General features: G+C 41.5%; 14 protein-coding genes. 11 read left to right on the top strand and 3 right to left on the bottom strand.

The annotated features are described in order from the left end of the window. The 9 genes from murD (at window position 1) to AB669_RS05275 (ending at window position 11,374) form a co-directional block, all read left to right on the top strand. Window positions 1-1,392 carry a UDP-N-acetylmuramoyl-L-alanine--D-glutamate ligase gene (gene murD / locus AB669_RS05315; protein WP_047798258.1) on the top strand — a complete coding sequence of 464 codons (1,392 nt, stop codon included), beginning with the start codon at window positions 1-3 and terminating at the stop codon, window positions 1,390-1,392. Window positions 1,393-1,410: 18 nt separating this feature from the next. Next, a complete protein-coding gene (locus AB669_RS05310) occupies window positions 1,411-2,604 on the top strand; it encodes an FtsW/RodA/SpoVE family cell cycle protein (RefSeq protein WP_047798257.1) in 1,194 nt (397 codons plus the stop codon). A gap of 21 nt (window positions 2,605-2,625) precedes the next feature. Next, window positions 2,626-3,729 carry an undecaprenyldiphospho-muramoylpentapeptide beta-N-acetylglucosaminyltransferase gene (gene murG / locus AB669_RS05305; RefSeq protein ID WP_047798256.1) on the top strand — a complete coding sequence of 368 codons (1,104 nt, stop codon included), beginning with the start codon at window positions 2,626-2,628 and terminating at the stop codon, window positions 3,727-3,729. Between the two features lie 91 nt (window positions 3,730-3,820). Continuing rightward, on the top strand, window positions 3,821-5,176 hold the full coding sequence (gene murC, locus AB669_RS05300; protein ID WP_047798255.1) for a UDP-N-acetylmuramate--L-alanine ligase: 1,356 nt from the start codon (window positions 3,821-3,823) through the stop codon (window positions 5,174-5,176). Next, complete coding sequence (locus tag AB669_RS05295; RefSeq protein ID WP_047798254.1) at window positions 5,169-6,398, top strand: cell division protein FtsQ/DivIB; 1,230 nt, start codon at window positions 5,169-5,171, stop codon at window positions 6,396-6,398. Before murC ends, AB669_RS05295 begins: the two co-directional genes overlap by 8 nt. A 5-nt stretch (window positions 6,399-6,403) precedes the next feature. After that, window positions 6,404-7,762: a cell division protein FtsA gene (gene ftsA / locus AB669_RS05290; RefSeq protein ID WP_047798253.1), complete on the top strand. Its 1,359-nt coding sequence runs from the start codon at window positions 6,404-6,406 to the stop codon at window positions 7,760-7,762. Between the two features lie 132 nt (window positions 7,763-7,894). Then, window positions 7,895-9,529, top strand: a complete 1,635-nt coding sequence (ftsZ, locus tag AB669_RS05285) for a cell division protein FtsZ (RefSeq protein ID WP_047798451.1) — start codon at window positions 7,895-7,897, stop codon at window positions 9,527-9,529. Between the two features lie 167 nt (window positions 9,530-9,696). Beyond that, on the top strand, window positions 9,697-10,938 hold the full coding sequence (locus tag AB669_RS05280) for an aminotransferase class I/II-fold pyridoxal phosphate-dependent enzyme (RefSeq protein ID WP_047798252.1): 1,242 nt from the start codon (window positions 9,697-9,699) through the stop codon (window positions 10,936-10,938). 259 nt (window positions 10,939-11,197) lie between these two features. Continuing rightward, a complete protein-coding gene (locus tag AB669_RS05275) occupies window positions 11,198-11,374 on the top strand; it encodes a histone H1 (RefSeq protein WP_047798251.1) in 177 nt (58 codons plus the stop codon). A 112-nt stretch (window positions 11,375-11,486) separates the two neighbouring features. Here the strand turns inward: AB669_RS05275 and dapA are convergent, their stop codons facing one another. The 3 genes from dapA to AB669_RS05260 all read right to left on the bottom strand — a co-directional run bounded on the left by dapA (window position 11,487) and on the right by AB669_RS05260 (window position 15,233). Further along, window positions 11,487-12,374: a 4-hydroxy-tetrahydrodipicolinate synthase gene (dapA, locus tag AB669_RS05270; RefSeq protein WP_047798250.1), complete on the bottom strand. Its 888-nt coding sequence runs from the start codon at window positions 12,372-12,374 to the stop codon at window positions 11,487-11,489. A 76-nt stretch (window positions 12,375-12,450) separates the two neighbouring features. After that, window positions 12,451-14,463, bottom strand: coding sequence for an NAD-dependent DNA ligase LigA (ligA, locus tag AB669_RS05265; RefSeq protein ID WP_047798249.1), 2,013 nt, complete (start codon window positions 14,461-14,463; stop codon window positions 12,451-12,453). Between the two features lie 89 nt (window positions 14,464-14,552). Next, window positions 14,553-15,233: a hypothetical protein gene (locus tag AB669_RS05260; RefSeq protein ID WP_047798248.1), complete on the bottom strand. Its 681-nt coding sequence runs from the start codon at window positions 15,231-15,233 to the stop codon at window positions 14,553-14,555. A gap of 158 nt (window positions 15,234-15,391) precedes the next feature. Between AB669_RS05260 and tyrS the strand changes: the two genes are divergently transcribed. After that, a complete protein-coding gene (gene tyrS / locus AB669_RS05255; protein WP_047798247.1) occupies window positions 15,392-16,678 on the top strand; it encodes a tyrosine--tRNA ligase in 1,287 nt (428 codons plus the stop codon). A 193-nt stretch (window positions 16,679-16,871) separates the two neighbouring features. Continuing rightward, window positions 16,872-17,270 carry a MerC domain-containing protein gene (locus AB669_RS05250; protein ID WP_047798246.1) on the top strand — a complete coding sequence of 133 codons (399 nt, stop codon included), beginning with the start codon at window positions 16,872-16,874 and terminating at the stop codon, window positions 17,268-17,270. The last annotated feature ends 4 nt before the right edge of the window (window positions 17,271-17,274 follow it).

The raw sequence follows: 17,274 nt of genomic DNA, 5'->3' as shown, positions 1-17,274 counted from the left end.
ATGAGCACAAATTACAACATAGCACAAACAAATACTCAGCCAGCGATGGCAGGGCAGGGCCGTGTGGTTATTTTAGGTGCGGGTGAAAGCGGTGTAGGTGCAGCAAAACTGGCGCAGCTGAAAGGCTTCGATGTTTTTGTGTCCGACTTCGGCCAGATCAGTGATAAATACAAAGCAGCACTGGATCAACTTGGGGTTCCCTACGAATCTGGTTTGCACACCGAAGATCTGATCGTAAACGCTTCAGAAGTGATCAAGAGTCCGGGTATTCCCGCTACGGCACCCATCATTAAAAAACTCAAAGAAAAAGGAATCTCCGTGGTTTCCGAGATTGAGTTCGCCGGAAGATATACCGACGCAAAGATGATTTGCATCACCGGATCAAATGGCAAATCCACCACCAGCCTGTTAACGTATCACATCCTGAAAAACGCAGGACTGAATGTAGGACTGGCAGGTAACATCGGTCACAGCTTTGCAGCACAGGTAGCCACTGAAAATTTCGAATACTACGTGCTTGAGATATCAAGCTTCATGCTCGACGATATGTTTGAGTTTAAAGCCGATATCGCCGTTCTGTTAAACATTACACCCGATCATCTGGATCGTTACGATTATAAACTGGAGAATTACGCAGCATCTAAAATGCGTGTCATCCAAAACCAGACAGCTGATGATGTATTCATTTATTGCCTCGACGACGCGGAAAGTATCAAAGCATTAGCACACACAAAGCCTTTGGCAACAAGCTATCCCTTTTCAATTGTAGATACAGTGGAGAAAGGTGCCTGCCTGCAGGAGGAGAATATACACATCCTTATTGAACCAAATAACGAACTAACCATGTCAATTTCAGAATTAGCCCTTCAGGGCAAACACAACATTTATAACTCCATGGCTTCAGGAATAGTGGCAAAGGTATTAGAGTTGAGAAATGATTCCATCCGTGAGAGCATGGGAAATTTCAAGAACATTGAGCATAGGTTGGAGCATGTGGCTAAGATATCCGGCATCGATTTCATCAATGACAGTAAAGCAACCAATGTAAATTCTACCTGGTATGCCCTGGAAAGCATGACCTCAGACGTAGTGCTGATTATGGGAGGGGTAGATAAAGGCAATGATTACAACATGTTGAAAGACCTGGTAAAAAGCAAGGTGAAAGCCATTGTTTGTTTGGGTAAGGATAACAAACGCATACACGACGCTTTTGAGGATGATGTGGAGGTGATAGTGAACACTTTTTCAGCTGAAGAGGCTGCTCAGATTGCTTTTCACCTAGCTAAACGCGGAGATGCGGTGTTGCTTTCTCCGGCATGTGCCAGTTTCGATTTATTTAAAAGTTATGAAGACCGCGGTAATCAGTTTAAAGCGGCAGTTAGAGAATTATAGTATAGGAGGCTAGCAAAGATGTTTCAGGCACTACTTAATAAAACAAAGGGTGATAGATGGATCTGGTTGATCATCATCCTGCTTTCGCTTATATCGGTAATGGCGGTATATAGTGCTACAGGAACGCTTGCTTATAAAAAAGGGGAAGCCGTTGAAAAGCTGCTCCTCACCAAACACCTCATTTTTGTACTCCTGGGTATCGGGATGATTTACATCGCCCATTTACTCGATTATAGGTATTATGCGGGGATTTCAAAGATACTGATGATTGTAACCATACCCTTGCTGGTATATACGCTATTGTTCGGTACCAATCTGAATGATGCATCGAGGTGGGTAAAAATCCCGGTGATTGGTTTGACTTTTCAAACGTCCGATTTGGCGAAGCTGGCGCTGATCACATTTTTAGCCCGCATGCTAACCAAGAAGCAGGAGAACATCAAGAACGTGAAAGAGTCATTCATTCCCATTATGGGTTCTGTTTGCGTGGTGTTCGTGCTGATTGCATTAGCCAATTTATCTACCGCGCTGATGTTGTTTGGCGTAAGCATTTTGCTATTGATCATCGGCAGGATCAGTATCAAACAGATCGCTATTGTTTGCGCAGGTGGCTTTGTATTATTGCTGTTTGTTTTCTTCCTCGGACCGCGGAGAAAAACATACATGTCACGTATCAATACGTTCATGCATCCTGAGATGCAGCATTCAGATAAAACTTTCCAGGCCGACCAGGCAAAAATTGCCCTGGCCACTGGTGGTGTTTTTGGTAAAGGACCAGGTAACAGTACCCAACGCAATTTCCTGCCACACCCGTATTCCGATTTTATTTTCGCCATTATTATTGAAGAATGGGGAACGGTGGGAGGAATTGCCATTATGATACTTTACCTGGTGCTTTTATATCGGTGTATTAAAATCGTAACCCGGGCGCCCAAGGCCTTTGGGGCTTTGCTGGCTGCTGGACTAAGTTTTAGTTTAACCATACAGGCTTTTGCTAATATGGCCGTAGCTGTTGGATTGGGCCCGGTAACAGGGGTGCCCCTGCCCTTGGTGAGTATGGGTGGAACTTCCATGATTTTTACCAGTGTGGCTTTTGGAATTATATTAAGTGTTAGCCGCGACGTAGAAGAAAATGCTACAGCGGGTTTGAAAGAAGATAAAGAGAAAGTTAAAAATAAAGTGATTGTTGGTGAGATACCGGCTTTTGGATAAATATCAGTAGAAATTAAGTAAATGAATAATTCCCCAAAAATTATCATATCAGGTGGTGGCACCGGCGGGCATATTTTCCCCGCCGTAGCCATAGCCAACGCGCTTAAGCGTTTGGTGCCAGCCTGTGAAATTCTGTTTGTGGGTGCAAACGGCCGTATGGAAATGGAAAAAGTTCCTGCTGCCGGATATAAAATCATTGGCCTGAACATTAGTGGCATGCAGCGGGGTTCAATTGTAAAAAACCTGAGCCTGCCGTTTAAGATTATTGGCAGTGTGCGCAGGGCTATGCAGATCATCAATGATTTCAAGCCTGACGCGGTGGTGGGGGTAGGCGGTTACGCTTCAGGTCCCTTATTATACGCGGCCTCACTTAAAGGGATTCCTTACCTGATTCAGGAACAAAATTCCTATGCAGGGGTAACCAACAAGTGGTTGGGAAAAAAGGCTTCAAAGGTTTGTGTAGCCTTCGATGAGATGTCGCAGTTTTTTCCTGCCGACAAGATCATGAAGACAGGAAACCCGGTGCGCAAGGAAGTGGTCGACATAAAAGGAAAACACCATGCAGGTGCTGAACTTTTAAAGCTCGACCCCCTAAAGAAGACCATTATGGTAACCGGCGGAAGCCTTGGAGCAGGGACATTAAATAAAGCAATTGAAAAGCATTTGCCGGAAATCATCGCACGGGATGTGCAGGTGATCTGGCAAACCGGAAAATACTATTACAAGGGAATCGTTGAGCGTTTAGGGCTGGAGTATCATCCTAATGTGCGCATCCTGGAGTTTTTGAATAAGATGGACCTGGCTTATGCGGCAGCGGATGTAATCATCAGCAGGGCAGGAGCGGGAACGATTGCTGAACTTTGTCTGATCAAAAAGCCCGTGATCCTGGTGCCTTCGCCAAATGTTGCTGAAGATCATCAGACTAAAAATGCAATGGCGCTGGTTAAAAATGGTGCCGCGCAGTTGATTAACGACCGCGCTGCCGAAGATACACTGGTGAAGGCGGCACTGGAATTACTGAATAATGAAGATCAAAGCCAAAGGCTTTCGGAAAATATAGGAAAAATGGCATTACCGGCAGCCGATGAAATTATTGCCGGAGAAGTGTTGAAACTAATTAAATAGGGGTGAGGAACTAGATGTGAGATTTGAGATGTTGGTCGATGGGGCTGGTCTCAAATTTAATGTCTCAACTCTCACGTCTCGAGAAAAAAATATGGAACTAAGTAAAATAAACAGGGTCTTTTTTGTTGGTATCGGTGGTATCGGTATGAGCGCTATTGCCCGTTATTTTGCGAAACGTGGGCAGCTGGTTTCCGGTTACGATAAAACCAGAACTAAACTGACTGCAGCCCTGGAAGATGAAGGGATAACCATTACCTATGTGGATGAACTTTCAGCTTTGCCTGAAGCTTTTATCCTTAACGCTGAAGATACACTGGTTGTTTACACGCCGGCGATTCCTAAAGACGCTGAAATACTAAAACATTTCAGAAATAACGGATTTTCGCTTAAGAAACGCTCGGAAGTTTTGGGTATCATTTCTAAAGGAATGTTTTGTATTGGTGTGGCAGGTACGCATGGAAAAACCACTACCTCTTCGATTATTGCACATATCTTAAAAGATACCGGCTATGATTGTACTGCATTTCTGGGTGGAATTACCAGTAATTACAACAGCAATGTGCTATTCGGAGATAACAATGTAATGGTGGTGGAGGCCGATGAATATGATCGTTCCTTCTTAACACTTCATCCTGATATCGCTGTCATCACTTCCATGGATGCTGATCACCTCGATATCTATGGTGATAAAAGCCATTTGGAAGAATCGTTTAGACTGTATGCAGGACAGATTAAAACCGGTGGTTCCCTGTACGCACACGAGGGATTGCCTTTGGAAAACAGCATCAGCTATGCAGCCAGTTCAACAGCACAGGCCAGGGCGGAGAACCTGCGTGTAGAAGGGTCGAAATTTGTATTTGATTACCATGATGATAGCTATTCGATCCCGGATATCAGCTTAATGCTACCTGGTAAGCATAATGTAGAAAATACAACGGTGGCCATTGCTATTGCATTGCAGCTAGGCATTGATGCCGGAAAAGTAAAACAGGCGGTTGCAAACTTTAAAGGTGTAAAACGAAGATTTGAATACATCTTCGACAACGGCCGTCAGATTTATATCGATGACTATGCTCACCATCCTGAGGAGCTGAAGGCTTGTTTTGATGCGGTGAGACAACTCTATCCGGATAAAAAGCTGACAGTGATTTTCCAGCCACATCTTTTTACCCGTACAAGGGATTTTGCAGGTGAGTTTGCAAGTGTGTTAAGTACCGCCGATGAACTCCTGTTATTGGAAATTTATCCGGCGAGAGAATTACCTCTCGAGGGCATTAACGCAGCTTATTTATTAGATAAGATAAGCCTAAAGAATAAAAGGGTTTGTGAAAAAGACTTTGTGCTTCAATATGTGAAAGACACAAGGCCTGAATTGATTTTAACAGTCGGCGCCGGTGATATTGATACCATTATTGACCCCCTAAAAAATACATTACAAAATGCTTAAAAGAATAAACTGGAGTGCAATATTTACAGGTTTTGCCTGGCTGATTAGCCTGGCGGGATTGGTGGTGCTTTTCAGTTTCATCAATGTGAAAAAGCAGACGGTAAAATGCACAGATATTAAAATTTTGATTCCGGGAGCTGATAATTTTATCGAACGGGAAGAAATTGATGCCATATTAAAAGAGGATCAGGGTGTATTGCTTGGCAGAAACATTGAAGGTATCAATATTCATCAAATTGAGAAGAAATTGCAATCCAATCCTTACATCGCCTTTGCAAAAGTGTATGTGGAAATGGATGGCGTATTGCACATCGAAGTAAAGCAAAGGCAACCTGTTGTGCGGATACTAAACAATAGTGGTCAGGATTTTTACATCGATAACGATGGCTTGAAGATGCCCATATCTTCAAACTTTACTGCAAACGTACTGGTTGCGACAGGAAATATTACCGAGGTGTTTGGCAGCCGGGTAGATACATTGCATACCAAACTGGCCCATGATCTATACAAAACCGCCCTCTTCATTAAAAGAGATACGCTGTGGGATGCGCAGATTGAGCAGATTGTAGTTGACCAGAAAAACGACATCGAATTGGTACCCAGAGTGGGTAATCAGCGTATTATTCTGGGTAATGCCGACTCGTTGGAGAAGAAAATGACCAACTTGCTGTTGTTTTACAAAAAAGCTATGCCGCAGGTGGGTTGGGAAACGTATAGAACGATCAATATCAAGTACACCAATCAGGTGGTATGCGAAAAAAGAGATTCGACAGAAATTGCAAGAAAGACAAAAACAATTTCTTCGGCAGACAGTTTGAGAATACGACAAAAAGTTTCTGATTCGCTGATTAAAAACATGATCAGCGATGAGCCTGTAGTGACGGCAATCCCTGCAGCGCCTAAAAAGGTGGACGTGAAACCAATGCCAAAAAAGGAAGAAGCAAAAAAGGAACAACCTAAAAAAGCAGAACCAAAGAAAGCTGAAGTGAAAAAGGTTGATCCGCCGAAGACGGATTTGAAAAAAACTCAGGTCATTGCAGCTGTAAAACCGAAAGAAACGACGACACAACAGAAGAAAACAATAGATAACAAAAACAAGCCTAAAACTGGAACCAGTACTGCAAAAGCATCCTTAAGTGCAGCAGAACTCAAAAAACAGAAAGAAGCAAGAGAAAAAGAAATCAGAGCCCTAGAAAAACAATATAAAACTCAGCAAAATTAACAAATATGGACAAGGCAAAATTTACCAGTCAGTCGCCCATTGTAGTAGGATTGGATATCGGTACTACAAAAATATGTGTTATCGTTGGTCGCAGAACACAACACGGTAAGATCGAAATATTAGGAATAGGGAAGGCGGAATCGGCAGGTGTTACACGTGGAGTAGTTTCTAACATCCAGAAAACCGTACAGGGCATTGCTCAAGCAGTTGAAGTAGCAAGCGGACAATCCAATGTAGAAATACAGGTGGTAAATGTGGGTATTGCTGGTCAGCACATTAAAAGCTTACAGCATAGAGGAATTTTAACAAGAAGAGAATTGAACAATGAAATCGGTAAAAAGGATATCGATAAGTTGATTGATGATATGTTTAAACTGGTAATGCCACCGGGTGAGGAAATCATTCATGTATTACCACAGGAATTTACGATTGATAATGAACCAGGTATCAAAGATCCGATTGGTATGGCAGGGGTTCGCCTTGAAGCCAACTTCCATATCATTTCAGGTCAGGTTACGGCGGTTAAAAATATCATTAAATGTGTTAACAATGCAGGATTACAAACTCAGGACTTAATTCTTGAGCCATTGGCGTCTTCAGAATCGGTGTTGAGCGAGGAAGAAAAAGAAGCTGGTATTGCATTAGTAGATATTGGTGGTGGTACCACAGATATTGCCATTTTTCATGAGGGAATTATCCGTCATACAGCGGTAATCCCTTTTGGGGGCAACAGTGTTACAGAAGACATCAGAGAGGGCTGCTCTGTAATGCGTAACCAGGCTGAATTATTAAAAACACGTTTCGGATCTGCTCTGGCTGAAGAGAATAAAGAGAACGAAATTATATGCGTACCAGGTCTTCGTGGCCGCGAACCAAAAGAGATATCTGTTAAAAACCTGGCTTATGTGATTCAGGCCCGTATGGAAGAGATCATAGAGCATGTGTATTACGAGATCAAATCTTCGGGTTATGAGAAAAAGCTGATTGGCGGTATTGTGATTACAGGTGGAGGCGCATTGCTTAAACACTTATCACAAGCGGTTGAATATGTTACCGGTTTAGATTGCCGCATTGGTTATCCAAATGAGCATTTATCGAAATATGAAGAAATGCCAAAAACCATTTACGATGATTTGAAAAGTCCAATGTATGCGACCAGTGTTGGCCTTTTGATTAAAGGTATTCAGAAAGCAGAAGAGCTGATGGAAGAAATGAAACAGCCTGGCGTTTTTGTAGAAAAACCAAAAACCATTAAAGAAAAAGAGAAGCGTGGACCAGGTTTATTCGATAAATTGCTTGCCAAAACCAGAACATTTATTCAGGATGATATGAATGTAAGCGATGAAGATTACCTGAAAAGCTAGCGATAATTTTCAACATAAAGGGAGTTTTCCACATATCTAACAATTGTGGAAAACCTCTGTTGAAAAAGTGTTAATATTACGTTGAGTAATGAACAGAATTTAAAACTTTTTAAACAACTGATTCATAAAGATATGCAGTTCGAAATGTTAAAAGATAAGTCTTCAATCATCAAGGTAATTGGTGTTGGAGGCGGTGGCGGCAACGCAGTAAACCATATGTACCTGTCTGGTATTACGGGTGTGGACTTTATAATTTGTAATACCGATGCTCAGGCTTTGGAATCCAGCCCAATTCCCAACAAGGTACAGCTAGGTGCTAGTTTGACCGAAGGAATGGGTGCGGGCTCTATCCCTGAAGTGGGTAAAAACTCAGCTATTGAGAATATCGATGATATCAAAGCTATGCTGGGAAATACTACTAAGATGTTGTTTATTACAGCAGGAATGGGTGGTGGAACCGGAACTGGTGCATCACCGATTATTGCCAAAGCTGCGAAAGAGCTTGATATCTTAACAGTAGCCATCATTACCACTCCTTTTTCTTTCGAAGGTAAACGACGCAGACTTCAGGCCGATGAAGGTATGGAAGAGCTTAAGAAATATGTGGATTCTTACCTGGTGATCTCAAACGATCGCTTACGTGAGATCTTCGGAAACCTTACCTTAGGTTCAGCATTCGGTCAGGCTGATGATATCTTAACCACTGCGGCGAAAGGCATTGCGGAAATCATTACCGTTCCGGGATACATCAACGTGGATTTTAAAGATGTGCGTACCGTAATGAAAGAGAGCGGTGTAGCCATCATGGGATCGCATGCAGCTGAAGGTGACGACCGTGCTTTACAGGCAGTGGAAGGTGCTTTGGCATCTCCATTGTTAAAAGACAGTGAAATTGAAGGCGCCCGTTATATTTTGCTGAACATCAGTTCTGGTGTTCGTGAAGTAACAATGGATGAGGTTTCAATCATTACCGATTATATTCAGGAAAAAGCAGGTTTATCAGCAGATTTAATCTGGGGTAACTGTACTGATGAATCCCTGGGGGATAAACTTTCTGTAACGATTATTGCTACAGGATTCCAGACTTCAGAAGAGCGTGTTCACGAGGAAAAAAACAAAAAGAAAATTTCTTTATTAACGCCTGAAGAAGCGCCACTTGTTCGCCCGGTGGAGCCGATGAACTCTTTCATCCAGCCAAAAACAGTTACACCGTCTTACGAGCCGGTTCTGAAAACTAAGGAAGAAGCACCTCAGGCAGATTTATTCGGTGGTGTGTTCAATAAATCAGAAAAGCAAAGTGCGCAGGAATCTGAGCCTGCAATCGTTCGCCACACTTTAATGGAAGAAGAGCCACAGGCTGAAGAGCCAGGTGAAACTGGTTTTGAATTTGAAGTGAAACTGGCTGAAACCAATTTCGTTTTCGAAACCCCGGTTGCAGAAACATTTGCAATTCCTGAACCAGAGCCGGATGTTGAAATGCCTGTAGTTGGTCTTGACGACGATAAAAGCGATGAATCAATGGAAGAGCAATTGAGAAAATCGAAAGAACGTATTCTGCGTTTAAAAGATTTGAGCATGAAATTGCGCACCACTAATGGTTTACAGGAATTAGAGAACGAACCTGCTTACAAGCGCAAACAAATGCAGTTGCAACAGGTTCAGCATTCATCAGAATCGCAGGTAAGCCGTTTCACACTGAGTAATGATCAGGATGGCGGTACTGAAATCAGACCTAATAATTCTTTCTTACACGATAATGTTGACTAGATCAAACCAAGTATAATTTTTAAAGCCCCGGGTTAACCGGGGCTTTTTTGGCATAAAATTAGAGTGTTAAAAAGTCTTAATTGACAAGTCAGCGATTAATCTGGTTGATTTTAAGCCGAATAAAACGTAAATTCGCAAAATTTTTATTATACAAAATACATAATACATTGGATATATTTGATAAGATAGCAAAACACATGGGCCCGCTTGGTCAACACCAGAAATGGTCTCATGGGTATTTCTCTTTTCCGAAACTGGAGGGAGAAATTGCACCACACATGCAGTTCAAGGGGAAAGAGCATTTAGTTTGGAGCTTAAACAATTATTTAGGTTTAGCCAATCATCCGGAAGTTAGAAAGGCAGATGAAGAAGCTGCTGCTCAGTTCGGTATGGCTTACCCAATGGGTGCACGCATGATGAGCGGTAACTCCAAATATCATGAGCAACTGGAGCAGGAACTTGCTGCTTTTGTAGGTAAACCTGATGCATTTTTGTTGAACTACGGTTATCAGGGCATGGTATCCATCATCGATACTTTGGTGGATAGAAATGATGTAATCGTTTATGATGCAGAATCTCACGCCTGTATCATCGATGGCCTTCGCCTTCATATGGGTAAACGTTTTGTTTATAAACACAATGATATCGACAGTGCACGTAAACAACTGGAACGTGCTACCAAACTGACTAAAGAGTCTGGTGGTGGTATTCTGTTAATCACTGAAGGCGTTTTCGGAATGAGCGGCGCACAGGGTAAATTAAAGGAAATTGTAGACCTTAAAAAAGATTTCGAATTCCGTATTTTGGTTGACGATGCTCACGGTTTCGGTACCATGGGTAAAACAGGCGCCGGTACGCATGAGGCACAGGATTGCATTGACGGCATAGATGTGTACTTCGGTACATTCGCTAAATCAATGGCAGGTATTGGAGCCTTTGTTGCTTCAACTGAAGAAATCACTAACTTCTTAAGATACAACATGCGCTCGCAAACTTTTGCCAAGGCATTACCAATGCCGATGGTTATTGGATTGTTGAAGCGCTTAGAACTGTTAAAAAGCCAGCCACAGTTAAAAGATAAACTTTGGGAGATTGCTACAACTTTACAAAAAGGTTTACGCGAGCGTGGCTTTGATTTAGGCGTAACGGATTCTGTGGTAACGCCTGTATTCTTAAAAGGAGAACTGACAGATGCCACAGCGATTACGTTCGATCTTCGCCAGAACTACAGCATCTTCTGTTCAATCGTGGTATATCCGGTAATTCCAAAAGGAATGATTGAGCTGCGTTTAATTCCAACTGCAGTACATACGCTTGAAGATGTTCAACGCACGTTAGACGCATTCAGCGAAGTAGCTGAAAAGCTTGAAAATGGTTACTATAAAGAAAACCAGTTCCAGATCGCATAAGATCAAAATAATATTACAGCAGGCCCTTTGAACTTTGTTTAAAGGGCTTTTTTTTGTTAAATGGTGTATCCTACTGATATTTAATTGGTTATTGGGTGTATAAAATACTTCAAAGTGTTTAAAAATTGCCGGCGTGTGGAAAAAATCGTTTTAGGCACTACTTTTTATTCAGACAAAAATTTTTTTATTACAACAAAGCCATTAAATTAGAGTTAGATAATTAAAACTCAAACCTTTAAAATTATAGGAGTACTAAGAAATGAAAAAATTTGAAGAAGTAAAAAGTTTAATCGCAGCTTTGGAAGCTGATGCAGACAAGTTTTATACTAAAGGAAACAGCGCTGCCGGAACACGTGTTCGTAAAGGCATGCAGGATTTGAAAAACCTGGCTCAGGCTATTCGTTTGGAAGTTCAGGAAACTAAAAACAAAGATTAAGGGACTAATAGATATTTGAAAAACGCCCACCCGGATATTTTATCTGAGTGGGCGTTTTGTTTTACCTGGAAGTTCAGGTAATTATGCTGTAAGTGATCGGTCGAAAATATATTTAAGCCAACTGACTTAATTTCTCTATTTCTTTAATGATCAATTCATTCAAGCCGGTAGATGCCTTTATTAATGGCAATCTAACAGTATCGCCACATACATCCAAATGCTTTAAGGCGGCTTTGATCCCTGCCGGATTACCCTCTGCAAATGCCAAACGCGTAAACTCCACCAAAGCTAAATGCGCTGGAGTAGCGGCCTTAAAATCTCCGGACAAACACGCTCTTACCATATCAGAAAACTGACGAGGCAATGCATTACCAACAACGGAAATAATACCAGCTGCACCCAGAGCCATCATCGGTAGGGTGATGGGATCATCCCCGGAGATCAACAGAAAATCTTCAGGTTTATCTCTCAGGATTTGATTGAACTGATCAAAACTGCCGGAAGCTTCTTTTGTGGCAATGATGTTTTTAAAATCGTATGCCAGTCTGCAGGTCGTTTCCGGGCTCATATTACTCATCGTGCGACCAGGAACGTTATATAATATTAAATCTAAAGGAGAAACTTCTGCCAGGTATTTGTAATGCTGATAAATGCCTTCCTGAGTAGGTTTATTGTAATATGGGCTAACTGATAATATGGCACTGTAGCCTGTAGTATCAAAAGCTTTAATGTCTTCGGCAACAGCCAAAGTGTTATTTCCGCCAATGCCAGCTACTAAAGGTAATCTGTTATCATTAATTTCAGCAGTATATGCCCACACCTTCTTCTTCTCGTCCTTAGTCATCGTAGCAGTTTCGCCGGTTGTACCTAAAGAAACGAGGTAATCTATCCCTCCGTCGATCAAATGATTAATCAGGTTTTTTAACCCATTATAATCAACAGATCCATCTGTGTTGAAAGGTGTAACCAATGCTACACCAGTACCCTGAAATTTGTTCATTACTTATTTATAATTATTGATATTTGAATTTATAAAGTACGCTTAGTTTTACACACCCTTTTTCAATTCAAGCATTTTATTTTAACATTTCTAAAAGTTCCTGATCGGTAATGATAGGTACATGAAGTTTGGTAGCCTTTTCCAGCTTCGATGGTCCCATATTATCTCCTGCTACCAGGTAATTTAGTTTTCCTGAAATTCCACTCAGAATCTTTCCTCCATTGGCCTCGATTATGTCCTTCAACTCATCGCGGCTGTAGTTTTCAAAAACGCCCGAAATTACGAATGTTTTTCCAATAAGTTTATCACTGGCAAGCTCAATTAGCTTTTCTTCAATTTCAAAGCGTAATCCGGCGGATTTTAATAATTCTACCTGCTCTAAATGCTCTTTTTTTGCAAAGTATTCAACAATGCTCTCAGCAATTCGCTGACCGATTTCATCAATGGCAATCAGTTCATCTACACTTGCTTTAGACAAGTTATCGATATTCTTTACTCCGGCAGCAAGTTTCTTTGCTACAGTCTCCCCAACATAACGAATTCCCAGTCCGAACAACACCTTTTCAAAAGGCATCTCTTTGGACTTTTCAATACCCGCTAACATATTCTCAATGGAACGTTCCCCAAACCGGTCGAGGGTTTTTAGCTGATCGGATTTTTGATATAAGGTGTATAAATCGCTGATGTGATTAATGAGGCCATGACGATAGAAAGTTTCTATGGTTTCGTCTCCCAAGCCATCAATGTTCATGGCTTTGCGGGAGATAAAATGCTGAACTTTACCTACTATCTGCGGTGGACATCCTTCATCGTTGGGGCAATAATGTACCGCTTCACCTTCTTTTCTGATCAGTTCGGTTCCGCATTCCGGGCAATTATGCAGGTAGTGTACTTTTTCTGACCCTGCAATTCGCTTGTCCAGATTTACTTTGATGATCTTAGGGATAATTTCACCGCCTTTTTCCACAAAAACAGTGTCTCCCTCATGCAAATCCAGCCGCTCAATCTCATTGGCATTGTGCAAAGTCGCCCGTTTAACTGTTGTTCCGGCAAGCAATACGGGTTGTAAGTTAGCCACAGGAGTCACCGCGCCGGTTCTGCCTACCTGATAGGTCACTTTGTTGAGTACCGTTTCAACTTCGGCAGCTTTGTATTTATAAGAAATTGCCCAACGCGGCGATTTGGCCGTAAAGCCTAACTCCTGCTGTTGCGCATAACTGTTTACTTTGATCACAATTCCGTCGATATCATAACTGAGTTTGAAACGTTCATTTTCCCAATGATGAATGAAAGCGAGCACGTCGTCAATGTTTTTTACCAGCCGGTTATGTTCGCACACATGAAATCCCCAATCATTAACAGACTGTAGGCTCTCCCAATGAGTCTTAAACTCATTTTTATCTGTATATAAAAAATAAATAAAGCCATCCAGCGGACGTTTTGCAACCTCTTTGCTATCCTGCATTTTAATCGTTCCTGAGGCAAAGTTTCTGGGATTGGCATATGGAATTTCTCCGAGCTCTTCCCGTGCAGCATTAAGCCTTAAAAAAGCAGCTTTATGCATAAATATTTCACCTCTGATCTCAAAATGTTCGGGCGCCTTACCCGTTTTAATTTGATGGGGGATGGTGTGGACTGTTTTTACGTTACTGGTCACATCATCACCCTTTGAACCATCACCTCTGGTAACTGCCCTGATCAGCTTTCCATTCTCATAAGTTAGACTCATCGATAAGCCGTCAAACTTCAACTCGCAAACATATTCGAAATTGTCGCCAATGGCTTTGCGGATACGCTCGTCAAAATCCCTTAAATCTTGTTCATTGTAAGTATTACCCAATGATAGCATTGGATATTTATGCTGAACAGTGATAAAATTTTTGGTCACATCGCCACCAACCCTCTGGGTAGGGGAGTTGGGATCAGCATAGTCAGGATGAGCTGCTTCGAGCGTAGCAAGGTGTTTTAATTTCTTATCAAACTCATAATCACCGATGGTGGGCATAGCCAGCACATAGTAATTATAATTGTGCTGGTTCAATTCCTCAACCAGGGCCTCCATTTCTTCTTTTATTGCATTCAGCGACATATCGCAAATATAAAAAAAGGATGAGAGGGTTGTGATGAGGCAGTGAAATAATTTTTAAAGGTTTGTGCAGCAATTAACCTGAATCAGCGTTAAGCGGTTTGAAGTTTAATCTCTATCTCCCTGAAAATGTCCATAAAGTCTTTTTCCAAAACAATCTTGAATGCTTCAAGCTGATGGGTGAGCTGCTGCAGTTGAATCTCGGTCAACGTTTCTGGCCATACCCGCATGCAGATTCTATTCAGCGCATAACTGATATTACCAAGCTTTTGATAACTCAACAGATATTTACTGCTGATAAATTCTGCCAAAAATTTAAAAAAGACATCCTGATTTTTCAATCCGCAATGTTCCAGAAAATCGCTCAAAGATTCTCGATCAACATGCTGAAGGTTGTCATAAAAGCCATTTACCTGGATGTGGTTGTGTTCAATCAGAAGGTGATCCAGCAGTAATTCCAAACCAATATGCGCCAGGAAAGAAGGACGAACATGGGTATGCTCTACGATTGGTTTGATCAGCTGTTTGAGTGCTGCTGTTTTTTCAAAGAAAAAGCCCGAAGAGTGAAAGTATAAATCGACTGCCAGATGTCTTTTCCATCCGGCAAGCAATGCTTCCTCTTGAGGATTGCCTTTGAAAAGAAATTCATTTTTTTGAGGATATAGATTGGCCTCTTTCGACGCATTTTTAATTAAATCGGGAAGTACTGTGCCCATTACCACATTGGCATCGTCGATTAACCGGTCAAAATAGTAGTGGGACAGAAAGTTCATCGGGATAAATATATGATTTATCACTTTACTTTAATGTCATTTCAGTATTAAAGAAATCGCTGCTGCAGCTGTTTTGAAAATGTAGTCATAGCCATATTTAAATTTTAATAGTTTCTAAGCTAAAATTTTATCTTTGCACGCAAATTAATTGTAATACAATGAAGAATTTTGTTGAAGAGTTAAGATGGCGCGGCATGTTGCATGATATCATGCCGAATACTGAGGAAAAGTTGAATGAAGGTATGACCTCTGGTTATATTGGTTTTGACCCTACCGCAGATTCGTTGCACGTTGGTCACCTGACTCAGATTATGACTTTAATTCATTTCCAGAATGCAGGACATAAGCCATTTGCTTTGGTTGGTGGTGCTACAGGAATGGTTGGAGATCCTTCAGGAAAATCTGATGAGCGTAACTTACAAACGCCTGAGATGATTGAGCACAATCTCAAAGGGATGAAAAAGCAACTATCAAAGTTTTTAAAATTTGAAGATGGTGGTAATGGCGCGGTTATGGTAAACAATGCGGATTGGTTCAAGGACATGAATCTTTTTACCTTTATCCGTGATGTGGGAAAACACATTACCGTGAATTATATGATGGCTAAGGACAGCGTAAAAAGGCGACTGGAAGGTGATTCTGGTTTGTCTTTTACCGAATTCTGCTACCAGCTTATCCAGGGATATGACTTTTACCATTTATGGAAAAATGAAAACTGCCTGGTGCAAATGGGCGGGTCAGATCAGTGGGGTAATATTGTTACCGGTACTGAACTTATCAGAAGGAAAGATTCGGGAACTGCCTATGCGATTACCACTCAATTAATCAAGAAAGCCGATGGTACCAAGTTTGGTAAAACCGAAAGCGGCGCAGTTTGGCTGGATCCGGAGAAAACCTCTCCATATAAATTTTACCAGTTCTGGCTGAATGCATCAGATGACGATGTGAAAAAATGGATCAGAATCTTTACCCTTAAAACCAAAGAAGAGATCGAATCGCTGGAAACGGAGCATGATACTGCCCCACACTTACGTATTCTTCAAAAAGCCCTGGCTGAAGACATCACTGTGAAAACGCACTCTTTAGAGGCATTGGAAACGGCAATCAAAACTTCAGAGTTTTTGTTCGGAAACGGATCGCTTGAATTTTTAAATGGTTTAGCTGACAAAGCCGTTATTGATATTTTTGATGGAGTTCCACAGTTTACCATCTCTAAATCAGAATTAGCTGCCGGAATCGATGCGGCAACACTTCTGGCAGAGAAATCCACTGTTGCTCCTTCCAAAGGCGAAGCAAAGAAGCTGGTGCAAGGGGGAGGGGTTGCTGTTAACAAAGAAAAGATTAAAGAATTTTCGCAGATTTTTAATGGTGAAAACCTGATCAACGATAAATTCATTGTGGTTCAGAAAGGTAAGAAAAACTACTTCCTGCTGATTGCAGAATAAAATTTAGAAAGTCCCGGTTGAAAAACCGGGACTTTTCTTTTACAGGCGCTTCGAATTTTCCCTTGCCTGTAAACAAATAAAGCCTCTCCTGTATATCTCTTTATCATGTTATTGCAATTATGTTGCAAATATGTGCCCATATTTTTTAAACGCAACAGTATTGCTTTTATATTTGCAGTCTGAACTTTAAGATATGAAGACACTGATAAAGAATATGAACTTAGATAAACTCGGTATAACGGCTTCGACTTTATGTGCCGTTCACTGCGCGGCCCTTCCATTTGTAATGACTGTTTTACCGTTATGGGGACTGGATTTCTTGGCAAACGATGCTGTAGAGATTACCATGATTGCACTTTCACTGGTACTTGGCATATGGAGTTTAGCAAGGGGCTATCGCTCACAGCATCATAGCATTCGGCCGCTATTTATTTTGATTTGTGGATTCATACTGATTGCATCTGGTCATTTTTTGCCGGTGGCTCATTTCGAAGCCATCTTGATTCCCCTTGGAGGTATCACCATTGCAGCAGCTCACTTCACCAACCTGAGAATGCTGAAAAATTGTCCAATTGATCACCAGCACGATTAATTTT

Source organism: Pedobacter sp. BMA (assembly GCF_001027745.1).
In the GTDB taxonomy this organism is placed as follows: Bacteria; Bacteroidota; Bacteroidia; order Sphingobacteriales; family Sphingobacteriaceae; genus Pedobacter.
This window is presented reverse-complemented; position numbering and strand designations above follow the sequence as displayed.

Excerpts from the sequence above, each read along its gene's own strand:
- tyrS (WP_047798247.1), top strand. The coding sequence starts at position 15,392 with ATGAAGAATTTTGTTGAAGAGTTAAGATGGCGCGGCATGTTGCATGAT.
- murC (WP_047798255.1), top strand. The coding sequence starts at position 3,821 with ATGGAACTAAGTAAAATAAACAGGGTCTTTTTTGTTGGTATCGGTGGT.
- AB669_RS05275 (WP_047798251.1), top strand. The coding sequence starts at position 11,198 with ATGAAAAAATTTGAAGAAGTAAAAAGTTTAATCGCAGCTTTGGAAGCT.
- murG (WP_047798256.1), top strand. The coding sequence starts at position 2,626 with ATGAATAATTCCCCAAAAATTATCATATCAGGTGGTGGCACCGGCGGG.
- AB669_RS05295 (WP_047798254.1), top strand. The coding sequence starts at position 5,169 with ATGCTTAAAAGAATAAACTGGAGTGCAATATTTACAGGTTTTGCCTGG.
- AB669_RS05310 (WP_047798257.1), top strand. The coding sequence starts at position 1,411 with ATGTTTCAGGCACTACTTAATAAAACAAAGGGTGATAGATGGATCTGG.
- murD (WP_047798258.1), top strand. The coding sequence starts at position 1 with ATGAGCACAAATTACAACATAGCACAAACAAATACTCAGCCAGCGATG.
- AB669_RS05250 (WP_047798246.1), top strand. The coding sequence starts at position 16,872 with ATGAAGACACTGATAAAGAATATGAACTTAGATAAACTCGGTATAACG.
- dapA (WP_047798250.1), bottom strand. The coding sequence starts at position 12,374 with ATGAACAAATTTCAGGGTACTGGTGTAGCATTGGTTACACCTTTCAAC.
- ftsZ (WP_047798451.1), top strand. The coding sequence starts at position 7,895 with ATGCAGTTCGAAATGTTAAAAGATAAGTCTTCAATCATCAAGGTAATT.
- ligA (WP_047798249.1), bottom strand. The coding sequence starts at position 14,463 with ATGTCGCTGAATGCAATAAAAGAAGAAATGGAGGCCCTGGTTGAGGAA.
- ftsA (WP_047798253.1), top strand. The coding sequence starts at position 6,404 with ATGGACAAGGCAAAATTTACCAGTCAGTCGCCCATTGTAGTAGGATTG.
- AB669_RS05260 (WP_047798248.1), bottom strand. The coding sequence starts at position 15,233 with ATGAACTTTCTGTCCCACTACTATTTTGACCGGTTAATCGACGATGCC.